This is a genomic window from Edwardsiella hoshinae NBRC 105699 = ATCC 33379 (assembly GCF_000474215.1).
GTDB lineage: Bacteria > Pseudomonadota > Gammaproteobacteria > Enterobacterales > Enterobacteriaceae > Edwardsiella > Edwardsiella hoshinae.
Window position 1 is genome coordinate 13,425 of record NZ_BAUC01000007.1, and the last position, 18,312, is coordinate 31,736.

The 18,312-nt window shown below is 56.1% G+C and carries 18 protein-coding genes, 1 tRNA gene and 1 pseudogene; 2 read left to right on the top strand and 18 right to left on the bottom strand.

Annotated features, from left to right (window positions below):
- Nucleotides 1-34: 34 nt before the first annotated feature.
- The 9 genes from ccmI to ccmA all read right to left on the bottom strand — a co-directional run bounded on the left by ccmI (nt 35) and on the right by ccmA (nt 7,189).
- Nucleotides 35-1,249 carry a c-type cytochrome biogenesis protein CcmI gene (gene ccmI, locus EHO01S_RS03030; protein WP_081702227.1) on the bottom strand — a complete coding sequence of 405 codons (1,215 nt, stop codon included), beginning with the start codon at nt 1,247-1,249 and terminating at the stop codon, nt 35-37.
- A complete protein-coding gene (locus EHO01S_RS03035; RefSeq protein ID WP_024522577.1) occupies nt 1,246-1,746 on the bottom strand; it encodes a cytochrome c-type biogenesis protein in 501 nt (166 codons plus the stop codon). The genes ccmI and EHO01S_RS03035 overlap by 4 nt, the downstream gene beginning before the upstream one ends.
- Nucleotides 1,743-2,297, bottom strand: a complete 555-nt coding sequence (locus EHO01S_RS03040) for a DsbE family thiol:disulfide interchange protein (protein ID WP_024522578.1) — start codon at nt 2,295-2,297, stop codon at nt 1,743-1,745. Before EHO01S_RS03040 ends, EHO01S_RS03035 begins: the two co-directional genes overlap by 4 nt.
- Nucleotides 2,294-4,258, bottom strand: a complete 1,965-nt coding sequence (locus tag EHO01S_RS03045; RefSeq protein ID WP_024522579.1) for a heme lyase CcmF/NrfE family subunit — start codon at nt 4,256-4,258, stop codon at nt 2,294-2,296. Before EHO01S_RS03045 ends, EHO01S_RS03040 begins: the two co-directional genes overlap by 4 nt.
- Before the next feature lie 6 nt (nt 4,259-4,264).
- Nucleotides 4,265-4,750 (bottom strand): cytochrome c maturation protein CcmE, encoded by a 486-nt coding sequence (ccmE, locus tag EHO01S_RS03050; RefSeq protein WP_024522580.1) that lies wholly within the window; start codon nt 4,748-4,750, stop codon nt 4,265-4,267.
- Nucleotides 4,750-4,983 carry a heme exporter protein CcmD gene (gene ccmD / locus EHO01S_RS03055; RefSeq protein WP_024522581.1) on the bottom strand — a complete coding sequence of 78 codons (234 nt, stop codon included), beginning with the start codon at nt 4,981-4,983 and terminating at the stop codon, nt 4,750-4,752. The genes ccmE and ccmD overlap by 1 nt, the downstream gene beginning before the upstream one ends.
- Nucleotides 4,980-5,732, bottom strand: coding sequence for a heme ABC transporter permease (locus tag EHO01S_RS03060; RefSeq protein WP_024522582.1), 753 nt, complete (start codon nt 5,730-5,732; stop codon nt 4,980-4,982). The genes ccmD and EHO01S_RS03060 overlap by 4 nt, the downstream gene beginning before the upstream one ends.
- Before the next feature lie 177 nt (nt 5,733-5,909).
- A complete protein-coding gene (gene ccmB / locus EHO01S_RS03065) occupies nt 5,910-6,569 on the bottom strand; it encodes a heme exporter protein CcmB (protein WP_024522583.1) in 660 nt (219 codons plus the stop codon).
- On the bottom strand, nt 6,566-7,189 hold the full coding sequence (gene ccmA / locus EHO01S_RS03070) for a cytochrome c biogenesis heme-transporting ATPase CcmA (RefSeq protein WP_024522584.1): 624 nt from the start codon (nt 7,187-7,189) through the stop codon (nt 6,566-6,568). The genes ccmB and ccmA overlap by 4 nt, the downstream gene beginning before the upstream one ends.
- 1,952 nt (nt 7,190-9,141) lie before the next feature.
- Here ccmA and EHO01S_RS03080 point away from each other — a divergent pair.
- Nucleotides 9,142-9,216 (top strand) — tRNA-Arg (locus tag EHO01S_RS03080).
- Nucleotides 9,217-9,340: 124 nt separating this feature from the next.
- Nucleotides 9,341-9,815, top strand: a pseudogene (locus tag EHO01S_RS17380) (tyrosine-type recombinase/integrase); the annotation flags it as partial.
- A gap of 84 nt (nt 9,816-9,899) precedes the next feature.
- Here EHO01S_RS17380 and EHO01S_RS03085 read toward each other — a convergent pair.
- The 9 genes from EHO01S_RS03085 to EHO01S_RS19390 form a co-directional block, all read right to left on the bottom strand.
- Nucleotides 9,900-10,664, bottom strand: coding sequence for a F4 family fimbrial subunit (locus EHO01S_RS03085; protein WP_024522585.1), 765 nt, complete (start codon nt 10,662-10,664; stop codon nt 9,900-9,902).
- Nucleotides 10,665-10,691: 27 nt separating this feature from the next.
- Complete coding sequence (locus EHO01S_RS03090) at nt 10,692-11,489, bottom strand: F4 family fimbrial subunit (protein WP_024522586.1); 798 nt, start codon at nt 11,487-11,489, stop codon at nt 10,692-10,694.
- 295 nt (nt 11,490-11,784) lie between these two features.
- Nucleotides 11,785-12,576: a F4 family fimbrial subunit gene (locus tag EHO01S_RS03095; RefSeq protein ID WP_024522587.1), complete on the bottom strand. Its 792-nt coding sequence runs from the start codon at nt 12,574-12,576 to the stop codon at nt 11,785-11,787.
- A gap of 244 nt (nt 12,577-12,820) precedes the next feature.
- Entirely contained in the window at nt 12,821-13,303 is a 483-nt protein-coding gene (locus EHO01S_RS03100; RefSeq protein ID WP_024522588.1) for a DUF5462 family protein, read from the bottom strand.
- A gap of 37 nt (nt 13,304-13,340) precedes the next feature.
- Nucleotides 13,341-14,126 (bottom strand): fimbria/pilus periplasmic chaperone, encoded by a 786-nt coding sequence (locus EHO01S_RS03105; protein ID WP_024522589.1) that lies wholly within the window; start codon nt 14,124-14,126, stop codon nt 13,341-13,343.
- A gap of 22 nt (nt 14,127-14,148) precedes the next feature.
- Nucleotides 14,149-16,584, bottom strand: coding sequence for a F4 (K88) fimbrial usher FaeD (gene faeD, locus EHO01S_RS03110; RefSeq protein WP_035370195.1), 2,436 nt, complete (start codon nt 16,582-16,584; stop codon nt 14,149-14,151).
- A 23-nt stretch (nt 16,585-16,607) separates the two neighbouring features.
- Complete coding sequence (locus tag EHO01S_RS03115) at nt 16,608-17,147, bottom strand: fimbrial protein (protein ID WP_024522591.1); 540 nt, start codon at nt 17,145-17,147, stop codon at nt 16,608-16,610.
- A gap of 33 nt (nt 17,148-17,180) precedes the next feature.
- Nucleotides 17,181-17,471, bottom strand: coding sequence for a PapB/FocB family fimbrial expression transcriptional regulator (locus tag EHO01S_RS03120; RefSeq protein ID WP_024522592.1), 291 nt, complete (start codon nt 17,469-17,471; stop codon nt 17,181-17,183).
- Between the two features lie 376 nt (nt 17,472-17,847).
- Complete coding sequence (locus EHO01S_RS19390; protein WP_081702229.1) at nt 17,848-18,126, bottom strand: IS1 family transposase; 279 nt, start codon at nt 18,124-18,126, stop codon at nt 17,848-17,850.
- Between the last annotated feature and the right edge of the window lie 186 nt (nt 18,127-18,312).

Here is an 18,312-nt window from a genome sequence, read left to right on the forward strand (position 1 = left end):
GCCCTGAATACCAACAGATCCCGCAGTGAGCCGCTTACGGCGTCTGCCTATTGAGGGTTATCGCTACCGTTTTACCGCTAGTATAGGGTAAAACCGCACTTTCTCCGAACACATTGCTCGCCGACTGTGCCGCCCCTTCGCCCGGCGCCACCTGCACCCGAACCTGGAACTGGCTCAGCGAAGAGAGTAAACGCTCCGGCATCATCGCGTCGCTGTCCGACAAGGTCACCGACTGCGGGAAGTGACCTAATGGCAGACGCTTGACCGCAACCGGTAGCGGACTCTTACCATCGGTAACGCTGATCAACAACTGGCTCCCCGGCGCTAACTGCCGCTCCAGGGCTGGCGTCATGGCGATATCGACCCGCACCTGAGCCGCATCGATCCCGGCCTGTACCCGAGCCTGAGCGATACTACGCTCGATCATGTCACGGCGCCGATCATCCGGCGGCAACAGCTTCAACATCATCTCCCAGGCACCGATCGCCTGCCGGTATTCGCCCTGCTCGAAGGCATTAAATGCCAGGAGGCTCAGTACCTGAGTATTCTGGTGATCCTGACTGAGCAAGCGACGCAGCAAGACGGCCGCATCGCGATTATCCTGCTCATCGCTGGATCGCGTCAGCACCTCGGCATAACCCAGCGCCACCTCCGGTTCGTTAGGTGCTAGTTTATAGGCATGGGCGAAAGCTTGTGTGGCCGTCGTGGCATTATTCAGCGCCATACCGATACGTCCGAGCATGACCCAGTCCGCCACATTGTTGGGATGCTGTTGCAACTCGGTGCGTAGCCCCAACCCCAAGCGCGCCAACTCCTCACGATCCAGCGGCTGCTTGTCCTCATTCATCACCCGCTCGCGTAGCTGCGGCATCTGCGCCATCACTTGGCGCCATTCCGCCAGTTGGCGCCAACCGCCAGTCTTCAGGTAAACGCCGAGCGACAACGCCAGCAGCACCACCACACCCGGCAATAACGCCCAGCGACTGAGCGGCGCGGCGGTGCGCTTCTCTTCTCCCGGCACATCATTCAGCAGATTCTGTTGCAGATCGGCCAACATCTCCGCTCGGCCCGCGACGATCCCCTGCGCCTCATCTTGCTCCAGCTCTTTCAGCCGTTGATGATAGAGTTGGGTATTCAAGCGATCGCGATCCGCCACCCCCACTTCACGCGGGGTACGCAAGGCCGGGAGCAGGAACAACGCCGCCGCCCCCACCAGCAACAACAGCACTATCAGCCCAAAGATTATCATCGATGCTCTCCGTCATCATTCTGGTTGAGCAGACGCTGTAGGCGCCGTTGCTCGGCGGCGCTGAGTGCCGCCGGTGCGCCTCCCTCCCCCTGCGCCGGCGAGGTCGGGCGCTGGCGAGCGAGGCGCACCAGTATCCACACCCCGCCCAGAATCGCCAATAACGGCCCAATCCACAGGATCAAGGTCGCCGGCGTCACCGGTGGCTCATAGGTCACAAAATTACCGTAACGCGCCACCATATAGTCCACCACCTGCTGCTGGCTATAGCCCTGCTGCATCAGCTCATACACCTTCTGGCGCATGTCTGCGGCGATGATGGCGTTAGAGTCGGCGATGCTGTTGTTCTGGCATTTGGGGCAACGCAACTGCTCCGTCAGCTCACGGTATTGCTGTTCCTGCTGCTCGCTGGTGAAGTTGTAGGTGTCGATCACCGCCGCCCACAACAGGCCCGGCAGCAGGAGCCCCAAGGCCAGCAGCGCACTGCGTAGTGCGGTCATGATTGGCCTCCCTGATATTTCAGCCACAGAGGTTCGATCTCGTTTTTCCATACCCGCTCATTGAGATCGCCGGCGTGGCGATAACGAATGATGCCGTTGCCATCGATCAAGAAAGTTTCCGGCGCACCGTAGACCCCCAGATCCAGCCCCAACATGCCATCGCCGTCATACAGGCTCAGGGCGTAAGGGTTACCCAGCTCATTCAGCCACTTAATCGCCTTCTGACGATCATCCTTATAGTTCAAGCCCACCACTCGGATCCCACGAGCCGCCAACGTGTTCAAATATTTATGTTCGGCATAGCAGGTCGGACACCAGGTCGCCCAGACATTGAGCAACAGTGGCTTGCCATCATGCAACACCGACTGGCTGTAGGTCTTGCCCGGCGTATCCAACGAGGCCAAACGGAAAGTGGGCACCGGTTTACCGATCAACGCCGATTCCAGCAGGGTCGGATCTTCGCCGTCGGCATTGCGCTGCAATTGTACCAGGAAGGCCACCACCAACAGTAAAAACAGCACCAGCGGAACAAAAAGCCATTTACGATTCATGCTGTTTTCTTCTCCTGACTCTCTGTCATACGGCGCGTGCGGTAACGCGGGTCCAACATACACAACAGCCCTCCCAGTGCCATCAGTACGCCGCCGTACCAGATCCAACGCACAAAGGGCTTATAGTACAGACGCACGGCCCAAACGCCCTCGGACAGCTCCTCTCCTAGCGCGGCGTAGAGATCCCGCGTCAAACCGCCATCCACCGCCGCCTCGGTCATCATGCTGCGTGCGTTGGTATAGAAGCGCTTCTCGGCACGCAGAACCGTTTCCAACTGATCGCCACGGATCACATCGATCAACGCCTCACCGCCGGTATAATTTGGCCCACGGATCTCATGCACATCGCGAAACACGAAGCGATAGTCGCGGATCTGTAGGCTGTCACCCGATTTCATGCGTACGTCGCGCTCAATACTATAGTTCTGGCTAAAGGCGATGCCGATCACCGTTACCGCTACCCCCAGATGGGCCAGCACCATACCCCACTGGCTGCGCGACAGCTTACCCAGTCCATGCCATAGGCCATCACGATAAGTCGCGCGCTGATACAGTTCCACCAGCGTCAGCACCACGACCCACAGTGCCATCAATAGCCCGACCACCGTCATCGCCACGATGCGATCCTGCAACCACCACGGCAACAACAACGCCACGAGCACGCTGATCAGCAGGGCCGCCAGCAGCGAGTTACGCAGACGTCCCACGCTATCACGCCGCCAACGCACCAACGGCCCGAGCCCTAACAGCAGGGCGAACGGCACCATCAGGTAGGTAAACATAGTATTAAAGAAGGGCTCGCCGATAGAGATGCTGCCCAGCCCCAACTGCTTATGCACCAACGGCAACAGCGTCCCCAGTAACACCACTAACGTGGCGGCGACCAACAGCACATTATTACCCAGCAACAGTGTCTCACGGGAGAACAGCTCATGACGGGTATGGCTGCGCACCTGACCACCGCGTAACGCATACAGCAGCAGCGAGCCGCCGATCACCACCACCAAATAGGCAAGAATAAACATGCCACGCGCCGGATCGGAGGCGAAAGCGTGCACCGAGACCAATACCCCGGAACGCACCAGGAAGGTGCCCAACAGACACAGAGAGAAAGAGGTGATGGCCAGCAATACCGTCCACGCCTTGAAGGTGCCGCGTTTCTCGGTGACCGCCAACGAATGCAACAAGGCGGTGCCCGTCAGCCACGGTATGAGCGAGGCGTTCTCCACCGGGTCCCAGAACCACCAGCCCCCCCAACCCAACTCATAGTAGGCCCAGAACGAACCGAGGACGATGCCCAGCGTGAGGAATACCCAGGCCGCCATAGTCCAGGGCCGCGACCAGCGCGCCCAGGCGCTATCCAAGCGCCCGGCCATCAGCGAGGCGATGGCGAAGGCGAAGGCCACCGAGAAACCGACGTAGCCCATATACAGCAATGGCGGGTGGAAAATCAGCCCGACATCCTGCAACAACGGGTTCAGATCACGTCCGTCGATAGGAAAGCCAGGCAAGGTGCGAATAAAAGGGTTCGAGGTCAGCAAGATGAACAGCAAGAAGCCGATATTGATCATCCCCATCACCGCGAGCACGCGGGCAACTGAGTCTTGCGGCATACGGCGACTCAATAACGCCACCGCCAGCGTCCACCAGCTTAGCAGCATGACCCACAGCAGCAACGATCCCTCATGAGAGCCCCAAGTCGCCGCGATGCGGAAGTAGACCGGCAGCTGTGAGTTCGAGTTGGCCGCCACATAAGCCACACTGAAATCGTTGGCGACGAACGCATAGACCAGGCAGGCGAAAGAGAGCGTGATACTGGCGCATAACCCGTAGGCTAATGGCCGCGCCAGCGCCATCAGGCGCACATCGTTACGCGCTGCCCCCCAACAGGGGTAGACGCTAAGCAGCACCGACACCGCCAACGCCAATGACAGAAGAAAATTACCGATCTCAGGGATCATGATGGGTTACCGCCCTGTTGATTGTTCAGTCGTCCCCGCCTGCGGCATGTGATGATTCTCTTTCATCGCCGCTTCCACCTCTGGCGGGGTGTATTTCTCATCATGCTTAGCCAGCACCTCTTTCGCCTGGATCACATTGCCCGGCTCCAGCACCCCCTGCGCCACCACACCCTGCCCCTCGCGGAACAGATCCGGCAGGATGCCGGTATAGGTGACATCGACTACGCCTTGGGCATCGTACAACTTGAAGTTGACGCGCAGACTATGGGGATCACGCTGTACCGAGCCCGGCATCACCATCCCGCCGATACGCAACCGCTGCCCCACCTCCGGCTTCTCATGCTGCTCGCCCTTCCCCATCAGGATTTCGCTCGGGGTGTAGAACAGATCGATGTTGGCGCGTAAGGCATACAGCACTAATGACACCGTCACCACTAAGCCGACCAGCACGCCAATAACCAGATACAGGCGATTTTTACGCCGTGGATGCATCATGATGTATATCCTCCTTGATCGGCGTCCGCCGCCGCTGATTGCGCCTGACGCATGCGTAACTCGCGCGCCTGATGGCGACGGATTTCACGGAACAGCGCCCGCCGACGCAGGGCGGTGTGCAACACCAGTCCCAGCAAGGGCAGTAGGCTCAACGCCACCGAAAGCCAGACATAGAAGGCATAACCACCCATTGCAAAGAAGGCCTGCCAAGAATCGAAGAATGGAGTCATTGCGCGCGCCTCCCTCGCGAACCCGCCGACGTCAACAATGCCGCCACCCAAGGACGATGGCGCTCTTGCTGTAGGATCAAGTTACGCAGACGCATCAACGTCAGCGTGATGAAGAAGAACAGGAAGCCCAAAATGCTCAGGCGTAGCGGCGTGCGCATGCTCGGATCGACACTCTGTTGCATATTGCTCGACCCTTGGTGCAGGGTATTCCACCACTCGACAGAAAAATGAATGATCGGCAAGTTGACCACCCCGACCAACACCAAGATACCCGCGGCGCGCCCGGCGAGGCGCCGATCGTCGAAGGCATGGTACAGCGCGATGACCCCCAGATAGAGAAACAGCAGCACCAGCTCAGAAGTCAGGCGGGCATCCCATACCCACCAGGTTCCCCACATCGGCTTGCCCCACGCCGAGCCGGTCGCCAAGGCGATAAAGGTAAACACCGCGCCAACCGGCGCCATGGCAGCGCTGACCAGATCGGCCATCTTCATCTGCCACACCAGTCCAACGAACGCGGCGACGGCCATGCCGGCGTAGATCCCCATCGACCAGATAGCCGCCGGGACATGCAGGTACATGATGCGATAGCTATTCCCTTGCTGATAATCGGCAGGCGCGAAACCGAACCCCCAAATCAGACCGGCCAGAAGAAACAGGATACCCATGCCCCCCAGCCAGGGAGTCAGTCTGCCGCACAGCCGATAGAGCCGTTCCGGCATGGCAAGCTGATGAAGCCATTTCCACATAGCGATTTGCTCACAAATAATAATGAATGGTCCGGGCTAGTGCCCGGAATGATGAAAAGTCATTCAAATTCAGCGTTAATCTAACAGAAACGCCGCAAATTTTGTCCTGCCGATAGCCACAGCAGCAACCAGGTTTTAGTTATCGCTGCATGTAAAGATCATCCTACAACTATCACCTTACTGAATACTCACGCGTAACGCGGCGGCGGCGGCGAACGGTGCCAGCGTCATGCTACCCGCCAACATCGCCCCCAAGATCGCCAGATAGCCTCCGATAGGCATCCCCATCGCGGCCGCATCGATCGCCGAGGTGGCAAAAATCAACACCGGGATATACAGCGGCAGTACCAGCAGGCTAAGCAATACCCCGCCCTTACGCAGCCCGACCGTCAACGCAACCCCGATCGCACCGATAAAACTCAGCGTCGGCGTACCGAGCAGTAGCGTCAGCGCCACCGCCTGCCAGGTTGCAACATCGAACGACAGCAATAGCGCGACTAATGGCGACAGGATCAACAGCGGCAATCCCGTTAGCAACCAATGCGCCACCACCTTGGCCAAGACCGTCAGCGTCAACGGCGCTGGCATCAGTACCAGTTGCTCTAACGAGCCATCCAAAAAGTCATCTTTAAACAGCCGCTCTAACGACAGCAATGACGCCAGCAACGCCGCCACCCAGACGATACCCGGCGCGATACGCGCCAATAGCTGCGGTTCCGGGCCGATGCTCAAGGGAAACAGCGTCACCACGATCAGAAAGAACCACAGCGGGTTAATAATTTCGGCACCGCTACGGGCGGCAATCCTCAATTCGCGCCGAATCACGGCCAAGATCATACTGCCCTCTCTTCACCACGCAGGCACAGCCGACGCATATTGGAATAATTCAGCTCCTGATGCGTAGTCAGGATTATCGTCCCGCCACTCGCGGTATGGCGTTCGAACAACGCCAACAAACGCGCCACGCCGCGTTTATCGATCGCCGTCAACGGTTCATCAAGGATCCACAAGGGCGCGTCGCTCAACCACAGACGTGCCAACGCGACCCGCCGCTGCTGCCCCGCCGACAGTTGCGCGATAGGTACATCCTCAAAACCGACCAACTCCACCTGCGCAAGCGCCTGCCAGATCGCTTCGTCATCGCGCTGCCCCAACACTCGGCAATAAAACGCCAGATTCTCGAAGGCCGTCATCACGCTCTTCACACCTGGATGATGCCCCAGATATAACAGATGTTGTTGGTAATGCTCGCGTTGCCGGCGGATCGGTTGCTCCTGCCACAGGATTTCACCGCTGTCCGGCAACGACAACCCCGCTAACATACGCAATAAGGTGGTCTTCCCGGCCCCATTCGGCCCCTCGATCTGCACCATCTCCCCGGACTGCACCCGAAAACTCAGATCATCAAACAACACACGCTCATCGCGCCGACAGCCCAGGCGGGAAATCGTCAACATGGATAGATTCTGCTCTGATTGGAATCGCTGCATAATAGCATAAGCCCTACGCTCCCCGAACCCTGTAGCGGGTCATCGACCTAACTCCTTCGGGGTAAAATAATGCGTCAGATCAAGGATAATCATCGGGTCGATCCCGCTAAGGCACCGCAAATGCCTCTCATCCCGACGCAGTTCACATTTTACCGAGCGACATCCTTGTCGTCACTTGCTCATGGGAACGCCGTAGAGCAGCGGTAGTAGGATTAATCGCGTTAAGACGCTCCCCCTGTTGCACGCCGCCCTCATCACCCCATCTCATGCAAGACGAAAAAGAAAGATTTCACGATTTCTTAATTAGGTCAGATTGATATATAGGGAATATATGTTCCGACAATAAACGCGATCATGACCGATTAAAAAAACGGGCGTTTCGCGCTCACTTTCTCCGCACGCCCTGCGCCCCAGATCGCCCGATTTGCCCCTGATAAACGCGGCCCACCGCTGCGAAACCATGCGACACGACGTCTATAATAGCTTAATAGATATGATAATTCTCACCGACATCAGCCCTGCTCAGCGCAAAACCAGCGCCCGAGCCGATAAAATCACGTCACGCATCAAGGGCACTTTCATTATCCTCATGAAATGGGGATAAACGCTATCTATAGCGTGCTATATAAGAGATAAATTAAAATGACTCGAATATATGCAGGTCATTATGGAACGCTTTAACGATATCGTGCCACTAAATGCCTTCATCCCCACGCTGCTGTATTAGGCACGCTGTGTTTTATTATCACTCCATTATCGATTAAATTTGCCACGCGCCATCGTCTATTAAGCTATTTCTGGCATCCCCCTCATCACCTGGACTTATGCATCCGCCATCTATGCAGTACCGGTGATCGCCCCCTTTTCTCGCTAACCGCTCATGTGATGCGCCAGTCCCCCACCTCACGCACGGCGTTATTTCTCACTATTAGCGCTACGCTCATTATCTTTGCCATTCATCAATACAACCAGCAATTGAGTACTCACTCACAGCATCGTGCAGGCGAATATCATTGATATTCCCCCTCTGCACGTGAACGGTCTAGTCACCCGGGTCAATGTACGTCACCATCCGACGGTGAAGAAAGGGGAGCTACTGTTTCCCCTCGACGACGGCGACTCAAGCGCCAAAACGCCCACGCAAATCTCGCGGACGTCAAACAGCAACGGTTAGCACAGAGTGCGGCGCTACTCTCTGCCAAGGCGGCACGACACAACGCCCAGAATCGATACCGCTATATGCAGGCAACGTCCAGCATATCAGCAAGCTAACGCCACCTCACTTCGCCTCGCTCAAGGATTACCAGCAGGTTGAAACGGATCTCAACGTAAGCCCGGGCAATGTCGCTACCACGCCGGCACGGCTGCAACGGGCGATCGCCGATTGCGGTGCGCTCGGAGCGAACAACGCCCAACGCCTGGCCGCTAAGGCTTCGTTGCTCAAGACCAAGCTGGCGCTCTCCCCCATACCTATGCGCCAAGTAACGGGAAAGTCACCACGCTCACACTCAACGTCAGCGACTACGCGCATCCCGGCAGCACCGTATTGGCCGAGGTCGATAGCAATAACATCTGGGTCGAAGAGGCCTTCCCGGAAAGCGTGATCGCCGTTATCCGCGTCGGCGATAAGGCCAAGATCTTTCTGATGGCCGATACCCGCATCTAATACGGCGCGCGCATATCACGCACGGAGCTGGTCATTCCCCCGTGAGCGCTTACTCCCTCGCGGAGGCGCGCCACCTTGCGCCATGCTATTTCTCGACGGGTTACGGAACGTACACCGTCCCGCGTGTGGTGCGCAAAAATAGCGCACCCTCGCCCCTGACGCGCGGATTGGCTTGAAAAAAAGAGAGAGAATACGCTAGGATAGCCCGCGACTTTCGCACCGACAGCACCGCAACGCCAGGTGTTATTCATCTGTTCCCTTAGTTAAATGGATATAACGAGCCCCTCCTAAGGGCTAGTTGCAGGTTCGATTCCTGCAGGGAACGCCATTACACCGTTCGCCAGCATCCGCAGAAGCCCGCTAACCCCGCGCCAGATAAGCAATCACAGCTAATTTCCGCTCGCTGCCGTTCTATTTATATCGCACGCTTTTGCGGGTAAAAAATTTTACCCATGCTCACGGTTAAACAGATTGAAGCAGCAAAGCCAAAAGACAGGCCCTATCGCCTGTTGGATAGCAATGGGCTATACCTCTACGTAGCCGTCTCTGGGAAAAAGGTGTGGCAGCTGCGCTGCAAACTGGACGGTAAAGAGAAAATTTTAACCGTGGGTAAATACCCTCTGGTTTCTTTATAAGAGGCTCGCGACAAAGCCTACCAGGCAAGAAAAGACGTTGCCGATGGCATAGACCCGGTAAGGAAAAAAAAAGGGAGGCGAGAAGGATAACTCATTCTCAGTGATCTATCAGAAGTGGTACGCCCACAAGCGCCAGGTATGGTCGGAGGGGTAGGCGACTGAATTACAGCGGATGTTTGAGGCTAATATTCTCCCGCTCATAGGGACGATGGCAATGGACGAAATCTAGCCGATGACCCTTTTATCTGTTGTGAGGAGGGTTGAAGAGCGTGGCACCATGAAGGGAGCAAACACTCCATGTTCACTGTTTCACTCCCCCATTCGTCTTTCCCCCAAAATCATCAATAAAAACAAAATAGTTAAGCTGATTGCCGTCTTAACGGTATTCAATACTCACCGCCAGGGAAGTATGCCAGCGGGACGGTAGCGGTCCCATCAAATGCAGCGCCCCGCTATTCGCTACCGTCTGCGCGCCGTATACCCCATCAACCTGACGTAGGGAGGCGTCGCCAAACCGGCTCAGGCCGCTCACGCTGTTTACCGCCATCGCTCGGAGCCAAGCCGGGCCTTCATTGCCAAACATGGTCTGCAATACGCTGGGGATCTGCTCCGCCGGTATCATCTGTGCCTGTGACGGCAGAGCGTTACCCAACAGATCATCATACAATCCGACATACTCCGCCCGATTGTCCTGTACATGGCGTAACACGCCCACCGCCTGCATTCGGAAGGTAAAGGTGCCGGTACGAGCCTTTCCCTCACCGCTCACCGGCAGCGTCACCAAGGCTTCGCCCGGCGCCATCCATGTCAGAGAAAAACCATCGGTTCCCATGCCGAACGTCACTTGCGGTGCTAGCCCCTCCCGACCAGCCGGGGTAGTCAGGGTGGTTTTCCCCAGCAGCACCGTCATGATCGGCAGGCGAATCGGTATCCCCCGGTCACTGCTGCGCGGGACAGTGAGTGTCGTCGTGTTAATCTGTGTATTGCCTTCCCCAACCTTCCATACCCAGGGATTGCGTGCATTGGTCACTGATCCGCCCAGGTTCAACGCTCCGCTGAAGTCTTCCCCCGGCATATTCCAGGCCAGTACCCAGGATGGCAGCAGACTGGCGGCCAGCAGTAAACGCGTTGTTCGTTTCATGGTTTCTCCCTCCCTCCGGCCTGTTCTCTACTGTACCGTCACCGTCACACTCAGCCCGGTCTGCCACTGTGCCGGCGTGCCTTCGACTGGTAGGCGCAGTTCAAAACCAGATACGGCGGAGGCATAGGCCGCCGCCAGATTCATCACCCGCTCGTCAGCCAGCACACCCTGGCTGATCACCAGACCGTTATCCAGCGTGCTCATTCCGCTACCGAAGCCACGGTTCAGCAACAACAGGGAAGACAATCGTCCTTTCAGCCACGGTGGCAGAGTAGCGGCCTGTACGTTGCTCACGCTTTGCCCATTAACCAGTGACATTCCCGTCGGCAGCGTGGCGCCGTCTTTCTGAATGTCGGCACTCACCACCATTCCCTGATCAAGGGTGAAAGCAAGTTGTCCCACCACATTACCATTCTCTGGATTACGTACCGGAACCGAGGCACGAAAGTGCTGTGCCGTCGTGCTGTCCCCCCCCGTCACGGAAAACGGCTGCCCGTTACTGCTGAACGTGATAACAGGCGTGAAACCGGGACCACCGCGCTCTGCCACCTCATACAGATGTCCCTCCAGAAACGGCAGGGTGCCTTTATTACGCAGGTCAAACACCAGAAAGCCGTTTTCATGACGGGCATCAGCGCTATCCACCACCCAGGTTTGGTCAGGGGAACCCACCCGCCAGGTCCATTTCGGGGCCTCGTCCGTGACCAGACCGTGAAACTGAATTTCGCCACCATCAAGCATGATGGCGCGGGAGGTTACGGAATAAAACAGGGTCATCACGGCCAGGAAGGCAATAAGGGATTTATAATCATGCGTTATATTCATCGTTATTTACCCTGTTTTCGTCGGACACATCAATCAAGGAATGCCAACATTAATTGCACACCTATCTCGACAACGATAATACGTATGTCAGTATACGTGCACCGGTATATTACCGTTAAGGTCGCAAACGCTAGCCCCCTCAACCACGTCATACCGTGGTTAGGATTTTCCTGCGTACTGTCCCCAACCATGAAAAAGAATTTAACTCAACACCAGCCCTCAGGTTATTAAAAGACGTCAACACTTATTGAAGAACAAACCTAAGGGCCGGGTTAACACAACATTACCGCTTCAATTATTTATAAGTCACCACGATAGGCATTGAGGCTTTCCACACTATATTACCATTGCCCGCCGCTGGGGCGTTATCAAGCGTGAGGGTAATATTCTCTCCAGCCCCAATACCTGCCCCATAAAACCCAGAAAAACGCATAGTCGTAACAGAAAAATTTTCTTGTTCGGGGCCCAACCAACGAGTACTCCCTCCCATTATATTAAATTTATCTGTAACGCCCGGAAAAAGCGACTCCGCCAGCGTTCGGGGATCGGCAGCGACAGACGCGGGGGTTTTCCCTACCCCGCCCCAAAACGCGAAACCATCATTGCTGGCATACAGTGGGTTAGAAAATCCCACATTTCCGGCCCAGGCCCTCCCCGCTGCCGCACCCAATCTACTGGTCAACGAACCGATTTTCTGACCAGCCGCATCGGTCACTTCCAGCGTCAAGGTTGTATATCCTGCATTAAAATTATCAATATCAACTGCACCATTATAATTAATTACTGGTCTATTCCCCCCCGTTGCACCATGCCCAATGAATGGATCATTGGTTTTGGTACGGATCCCCAGAACCGGAATGGTCGTTTTGACGGGGATGGTAACGGTAGCATTACCCGCAGTGAAATTAGCATCCAAGTTGCTCACGTCCGTACCAACCTGGACTTCCCACGGCGAGACCCTCGGGGGAGGCGTCAGGGTTCCACCCATAGCCAGAGTACCGCCGCTACCATCGGCAGTCCAGGCCATTGCAGAGCCAGATACAACAGCGGAGACGCTCACCGCCAATGCAATCAGTGTTTTTTTCATGAATTAAATTCCTTTCGGTTTTATCAAACGATCAAGAAACATTTCTTTTATTGCGGCACGCCATTTCCTGGTGTTACCGCAAAACCATCCCCTGCTGTCTTATTCAGGCAGCACCTATTCCCTGTATTGTATGTACAGTGTGTTTTATTCCTGGAATGGCTTTACGTTATCACCGTAATAATATAAATAGCGTTTTCCTCCTCTCCAATGCATTCTGTTTGCTTTTATCTCTTGTTAACTGACGTTAACCCCCTGCCACTTCCAGCAGCACCTGCAAATTACCCCGGTAATTCGCCGGAACCTCCAGCTCCACCGGCGCATCCGTTCTCAATTCTACCTGCCGGGTTGCCGCCGGCAGGCTGATAACCACATCCTCTCCTCGCTGACTAGCGGCGATGGCCGTTTTCTGTCCGTCCACCATCAGGGTGGTTTTCAGGGTGAGCCGCGCATCCCGCCCGTCCGCCAACGTTCGTTTCACCGTAATATTCGCCAGTCCGCTGGAGGCCGGACGACTTTCGGCGTGGCGGATGACCAGGCTCTCTGGCAGCGGAGCGTTGCTTTCTGTGCGGTACAACACTGGATCAGCCGGTGTGCGCGTCACTTTCACCACGCTGTTGCCCACCACCTGGCCGTTTACTACCCCCAGGTACTGCGTTTTCTCGCTGTAATCCGCCGCCAGGGCCGGCAGGACGCTGAAAAGGGCCACCACCATCAGTACTTTTTTCATCATGATTTCTCTTTTATTTCGCGGGGAGCGAAAAGGGTTACTCTTTCCCAGCCCTGGTCGCTATTTTCGATTCAGAAACCGCCTTGGCCTCCGGTACCACAGTCTTTTTCTGGTTGATGGTCCAGCGCTGTAGTTCACCGTAATCATTCAGCGCGTCGATCTTCACCACGTTACCCGGCACCACGACCTCATCCCCCGGCATAAACATCAGCAGTTCCTGGGCGATATCATTGTCCACCTCAATCTTTTTACCTTTCGCATCCAGCAAGTTACCGATGACGTAGATATAGGGAGTGGTGTTGACCAGCATCGCCCGGCCGTCCGGACGAACCTGTAGGCTAATCCCCTCTTCGGCCCCTTTACGTCCTGCTAGCAATGCTTTCGGGCGGTAGAACAGCTTCAGCTTTGTGCGCAGAGCAATGGCAATCCCACTCCCCTCCAAGGCCGGAGGGATATCCTGGAGGTTCAGCCAATACACCGACTCCCTGTCCTGCGGCAGGTGGTCAGATGCCATAATGATGCGCAACGTCTGCTGTCCCAGCGGTTTCACCTTAAAGAAAGAAGGGGTCACCACAAACGTCGGGCGGGTGTCTTTCTCCACGATGTTGTCCACCCAGGCCTGACCGCCAAAGGTACGGGTCTTATCGTTGTTAGTCACCGTGATGGTCAGCGCATCCTTGTCCCCCCGGAAAATATAGCGGGTCTGGTCAGCGGCCAAGGAGGCCAGCGCGCTCTGGCTCGTTATCATCAAGGCCAGGATTAGCCCCAGCCCCTGCGTCACCCGGTTGCGGAAAAAAAAACTTATTTTCTGAGGCTGTTTCATGATCATCAGTGTCCAGTTACGCTTATTCACACTCAATTTCCTGTAGTTTCGCCGTATCCCGTAGCTTCGCTGCCGCTATCCGGCAGTGACCCAACGTGATGTCGCCAGGGGTATCCAGCGCGTTAATCATCAGCACGCCATTGTTCGCCACAAAGCCCAGCGGCGTGCTCCTGCTGTCCCGCGCCCAGGTACCGCCCGGCACAAAGGTTCCGTCCGGCATCCTCACCTGTAGTAGGTAGCGGTGCACCTTCAGGGCAGCAAACGGCATCCACACCACCGCCCTATCCACCGGTACAACCTTCCGGCTGGTGGAGGACAACTCCGTGTCCAGCGGAAGCGACCCGGCATCGATGGTCACCGTATTCCAGTCATAGCTGTTCAGCGGTACCACCAAGTTGCCGTCACTGTCCGAGGCTTCATTCCCGGACATCACCTTCACGCCCGGCGTACCTTTCACACTCACCACCGCCACCGTATCCCCGGTCGTACGGCTGAACATAATGCTCCGCGCCGCCGGCACCGCGAGTACCGAGCCGCTGGCTGACAACGAGCCACTGCTGCCCGAGCCGGACGAGTAGTTCACCGTGCCGTTCAGGTGCGCCCGCTCGCCGCTGTAAGCAGCGTGCAAGTAACTGCTGACCCCGCCATCACTGTCACGGCCGCCGCCCAAACCGTAGCTAAAGCGGTCGTTCAAGGCGCCAGATACCCCGCTACTGAAACCAATACCCGCGCCCTGACTGGTGCTCACTGCGGTGCTGCTGCTGTACTTTCGCTCAAACAGGGTGAACGGTAGCGAGAACGATGCCGATGCCGACCAGTTGTTCTCCCCGCGGGTATTCCGAGAGCCAGACCACCCCAGACTCAGGCTAACATCTTTGATTTGCGTACTCAGCGAACCGCTAACCCCCGTCTCCTTACCGTGATCATCCCGATAGCCGTCCCTGCCGCTATTGATAGCCGGGTAATAGCTCCGCAGCCATCCCGACGCCGACAGGCTGAACAGGCCGCCTAACGGCTGGCTGACGCCGGCATTCCACTCATCCTGTATCCGGCGCCCCTGGTTTTGCTGAAGCCATGATTCGGTCGGGTTAAAGGCGGAGATGTCCTCATATTCCGCACTCTGCTGTGACCAGCTCACCCGCAGCCCGGTATGCGTCAGTTCAAGCTGTTTACTCCATGCCAGTTTCACCTTATTCCCGCGACGTCCACCGTCCCGGTACTTCGCCGTGGCGTATGCGCCGTCAGCGGAAAGCGCCCCCAGGTAACCGAGCCCCAGCACCGCGCCAGCGCTAGCGCCCAGCCAATCCTGGTTGAATACTCCTCCCGTGCGCAGGGTCAGTCCGTCCAGGCCATAACCGTATGACGCGGCAGCCACTCCGCCCGCCAGGTCGCTGTCATCGTCCGGCATCCCGGCCGCCAGACTGAACTCGTGCTGGCCCGGGCTCAGTTGCCCGGCCATCACCGACAACGGAAAAACCTGGGTTTGCTCCCGCCCGTCCTCGCCAGTGATTTTCATCATCACGTCCCCGCTGCTATACAACGGCACATCCGTGACAGAGAACGGCCCGGCTGGCATCATCTCTGAATACAGCAATCGACCGTTCTGGGTCAGGGTGACTCTGGACGGGCCGTTGGCGATGCCGCTGAACACCGGGGTGTACCCCAAGTTGCCTGGCTTCATGCTGTTGTTCCGTGACAGAGACAGCCCGTACGTGCCGGTACTGCCCAGCAAACTGTCGCCGGTCAAGGTCTTCCCTATCGCCAGATCCGCGCTCAGGGAACGGATAGCCCGGCTGGCCGTGAACATGTTTATCGTGGCCTCGTTGCTCCCGCTATCTCCGGCGCTGGCGGTGACGGACGAACTCACCACCCAGCGGCCGAGGTTCGCCTTAAGGTCTGCGGAGCCAAATGCCGAGGAGTTATTTCGCCCGGTATTGGCGTTCGCGTTGTAGCTCATCCGGAACGCATCGCTTCCGTAATCCCACGCCACGTTCTCCGGCATATTCACTAACCCCTTCTGGGGAATGGACAGCGCCAGGCTCTGGGTAGAGACGTCAAAGTCCACCTTCACGGACGGTGCTTTCGTCAGCACATAACACTGCCGGAGATCGTCATACCCGTCACGGAAGTAGTCGGTATTGATATAAATCCCGGCATCTGCCAGCCATGCCGGTGTCAGACACAGCGCCTCACTGTCCTGTGGCGTTACGTCCAGAATACGCTTTCCGGCATCTTTCCCGTTCAGAGTCAGGTCTAGCAGGTAGCGCCCCGGCGCGTAATTTCCGTTCAGGGCCGCCCAGACTGCTGGGTTTACCCCCGCACCGCCCTGAATAAAGGACATGTCCAGCCTCTCTTCTCCGGCACTTACGGTGCCACTGCACAGGGCAACGGCGATCGCAAGTGACAAGGGGGGCCGCTGGGCGAAGTGCCCTGCTGAGGACATTCGTATCAGTGCCATTCTGCTGCATCTCCTTTCATCTTTTACTGATACGTCACCACAAAGGTCAGCGCACCGCTGTATTCACCGACCTTTACCTCCGTCGGAAAGATCGGCTGGGCACGAAACCGAAACTGGCCCTTCGCGGCAAAAGCCGCCGGGTACTTCACTTCATGATTTGTCAATGAAAGACGCCCCCGATAGTCGGCCTGCGGATCCACAGCGCGCACCGCGATCCGGATACCATCCCCGGCACCGCGGGTAACGACTCCTGCTGCATCCATCTGACCTGGGTTACCAAAGTTTAAGGCGGCGATCTGCCCGGCCAGAAAGGCTGAACAGCCCTGAACGCTGGCACCGCTCTCATACAGATACACGGTAAAGTCACGCGCAGGCACCGGCGCGGCGGAAGACTTACGGTATGTACCGAACGTCAGGCGACTACTGCCGCTACCATCAGCGTCCACGACCACATGGCAGGCGGATGCCACCACATCAGCGCTGAACAAGGTTTTCTGAACGGAGGCGTGAGAAAATCCGCCTCCCGCCAGCAGCAGAAGGAAAAATACCTTTATTGTTTTCATCGCATACCCGTAGCAGCTATTTATTCTGCTTTATCAGTAATTATGACTGTAATAACCCGCCAGCTTATGTACATTCTTGCTGATCAAATTCAGTCGGTTGACACTGACGCTGAGGTAGCCGCAGCTCATACCGTGGCGTTCACACACAACCTTTCTTGAAAGCCCAAAAACAAAATAATCTCTCAGTGCGAGAATAACCTTTTCGCTGTGTATCGGAGATATATCAACAAGCAGCCAGAATTGTTCCTCTGGCACTGCTCCCGCGACGAGTTCTCCTACCCTGACAACTCTGACTTCCGCCAATGATTTTTTATTCTGCTGCAATTAAGCTTCCTTACTTCCCTTCCAGAAGGGGAACACCCACAGGGCGGATAACGAATCTTTTCACTGATTATACTTAAGAGATTAACACTGCAAAGCGCATTTTTAACGATCTTTTAACCCGAAATGACAATTATAGCCAAAATATAAGTCCGAACGCAGTAAAAATATCAGGACAGCACAGCAGCAAATACCAGCAAATCAATATAAAAGATCGTTAAATATGCCAATCACCACTAATTACCCTACAGCAAAAAAGAAAGTATTAATTAATCAAAGTCAAAAACAGAAAGTAATAACAAAAATAGCAAAAATAACAAAACTTAAGTCGAAATGATGAGTGCAATCGTCTAGCTAAAAGCAAAACAAAAGATTAGAATCAATATGATATATTGTTGGCAACGCCTTCAATTAATAGAACATGTATTGACCGATAAAGGCTCCGATGATTTTTCATCAAGCTAACGGCGCGTGAAAGGCGAAGGGGTTGGCTGGCCAGAGAGCTGAATCGTGTTGTCAAAGGCAGATTATTACGTGCAATAGGTTGTGTAAAAATCATGCCAGTCAGGTGCTTTCCTGCGGCAACGCTCAGAGACAACGTCGCCACGGAGCAGTGGTCAACATGCCGAGGCGCAACAAGGTAAGCGGAATGAATCATTCACGACAGGTTGCATCAGCGGGCGATAGGCGTCCGCATCTCGGCAGTAACTTCGTAGGTAAAACGCAGTGCGCGGCGCGCAAACGGGATACCGTTTGCGCACACTCTTCACCTATCGGCCAGTAAATACTCCTGACCGGTCATAGCCGTGTCGCTGGAGATAAAATTCAGCAACTCTCGCCCGAC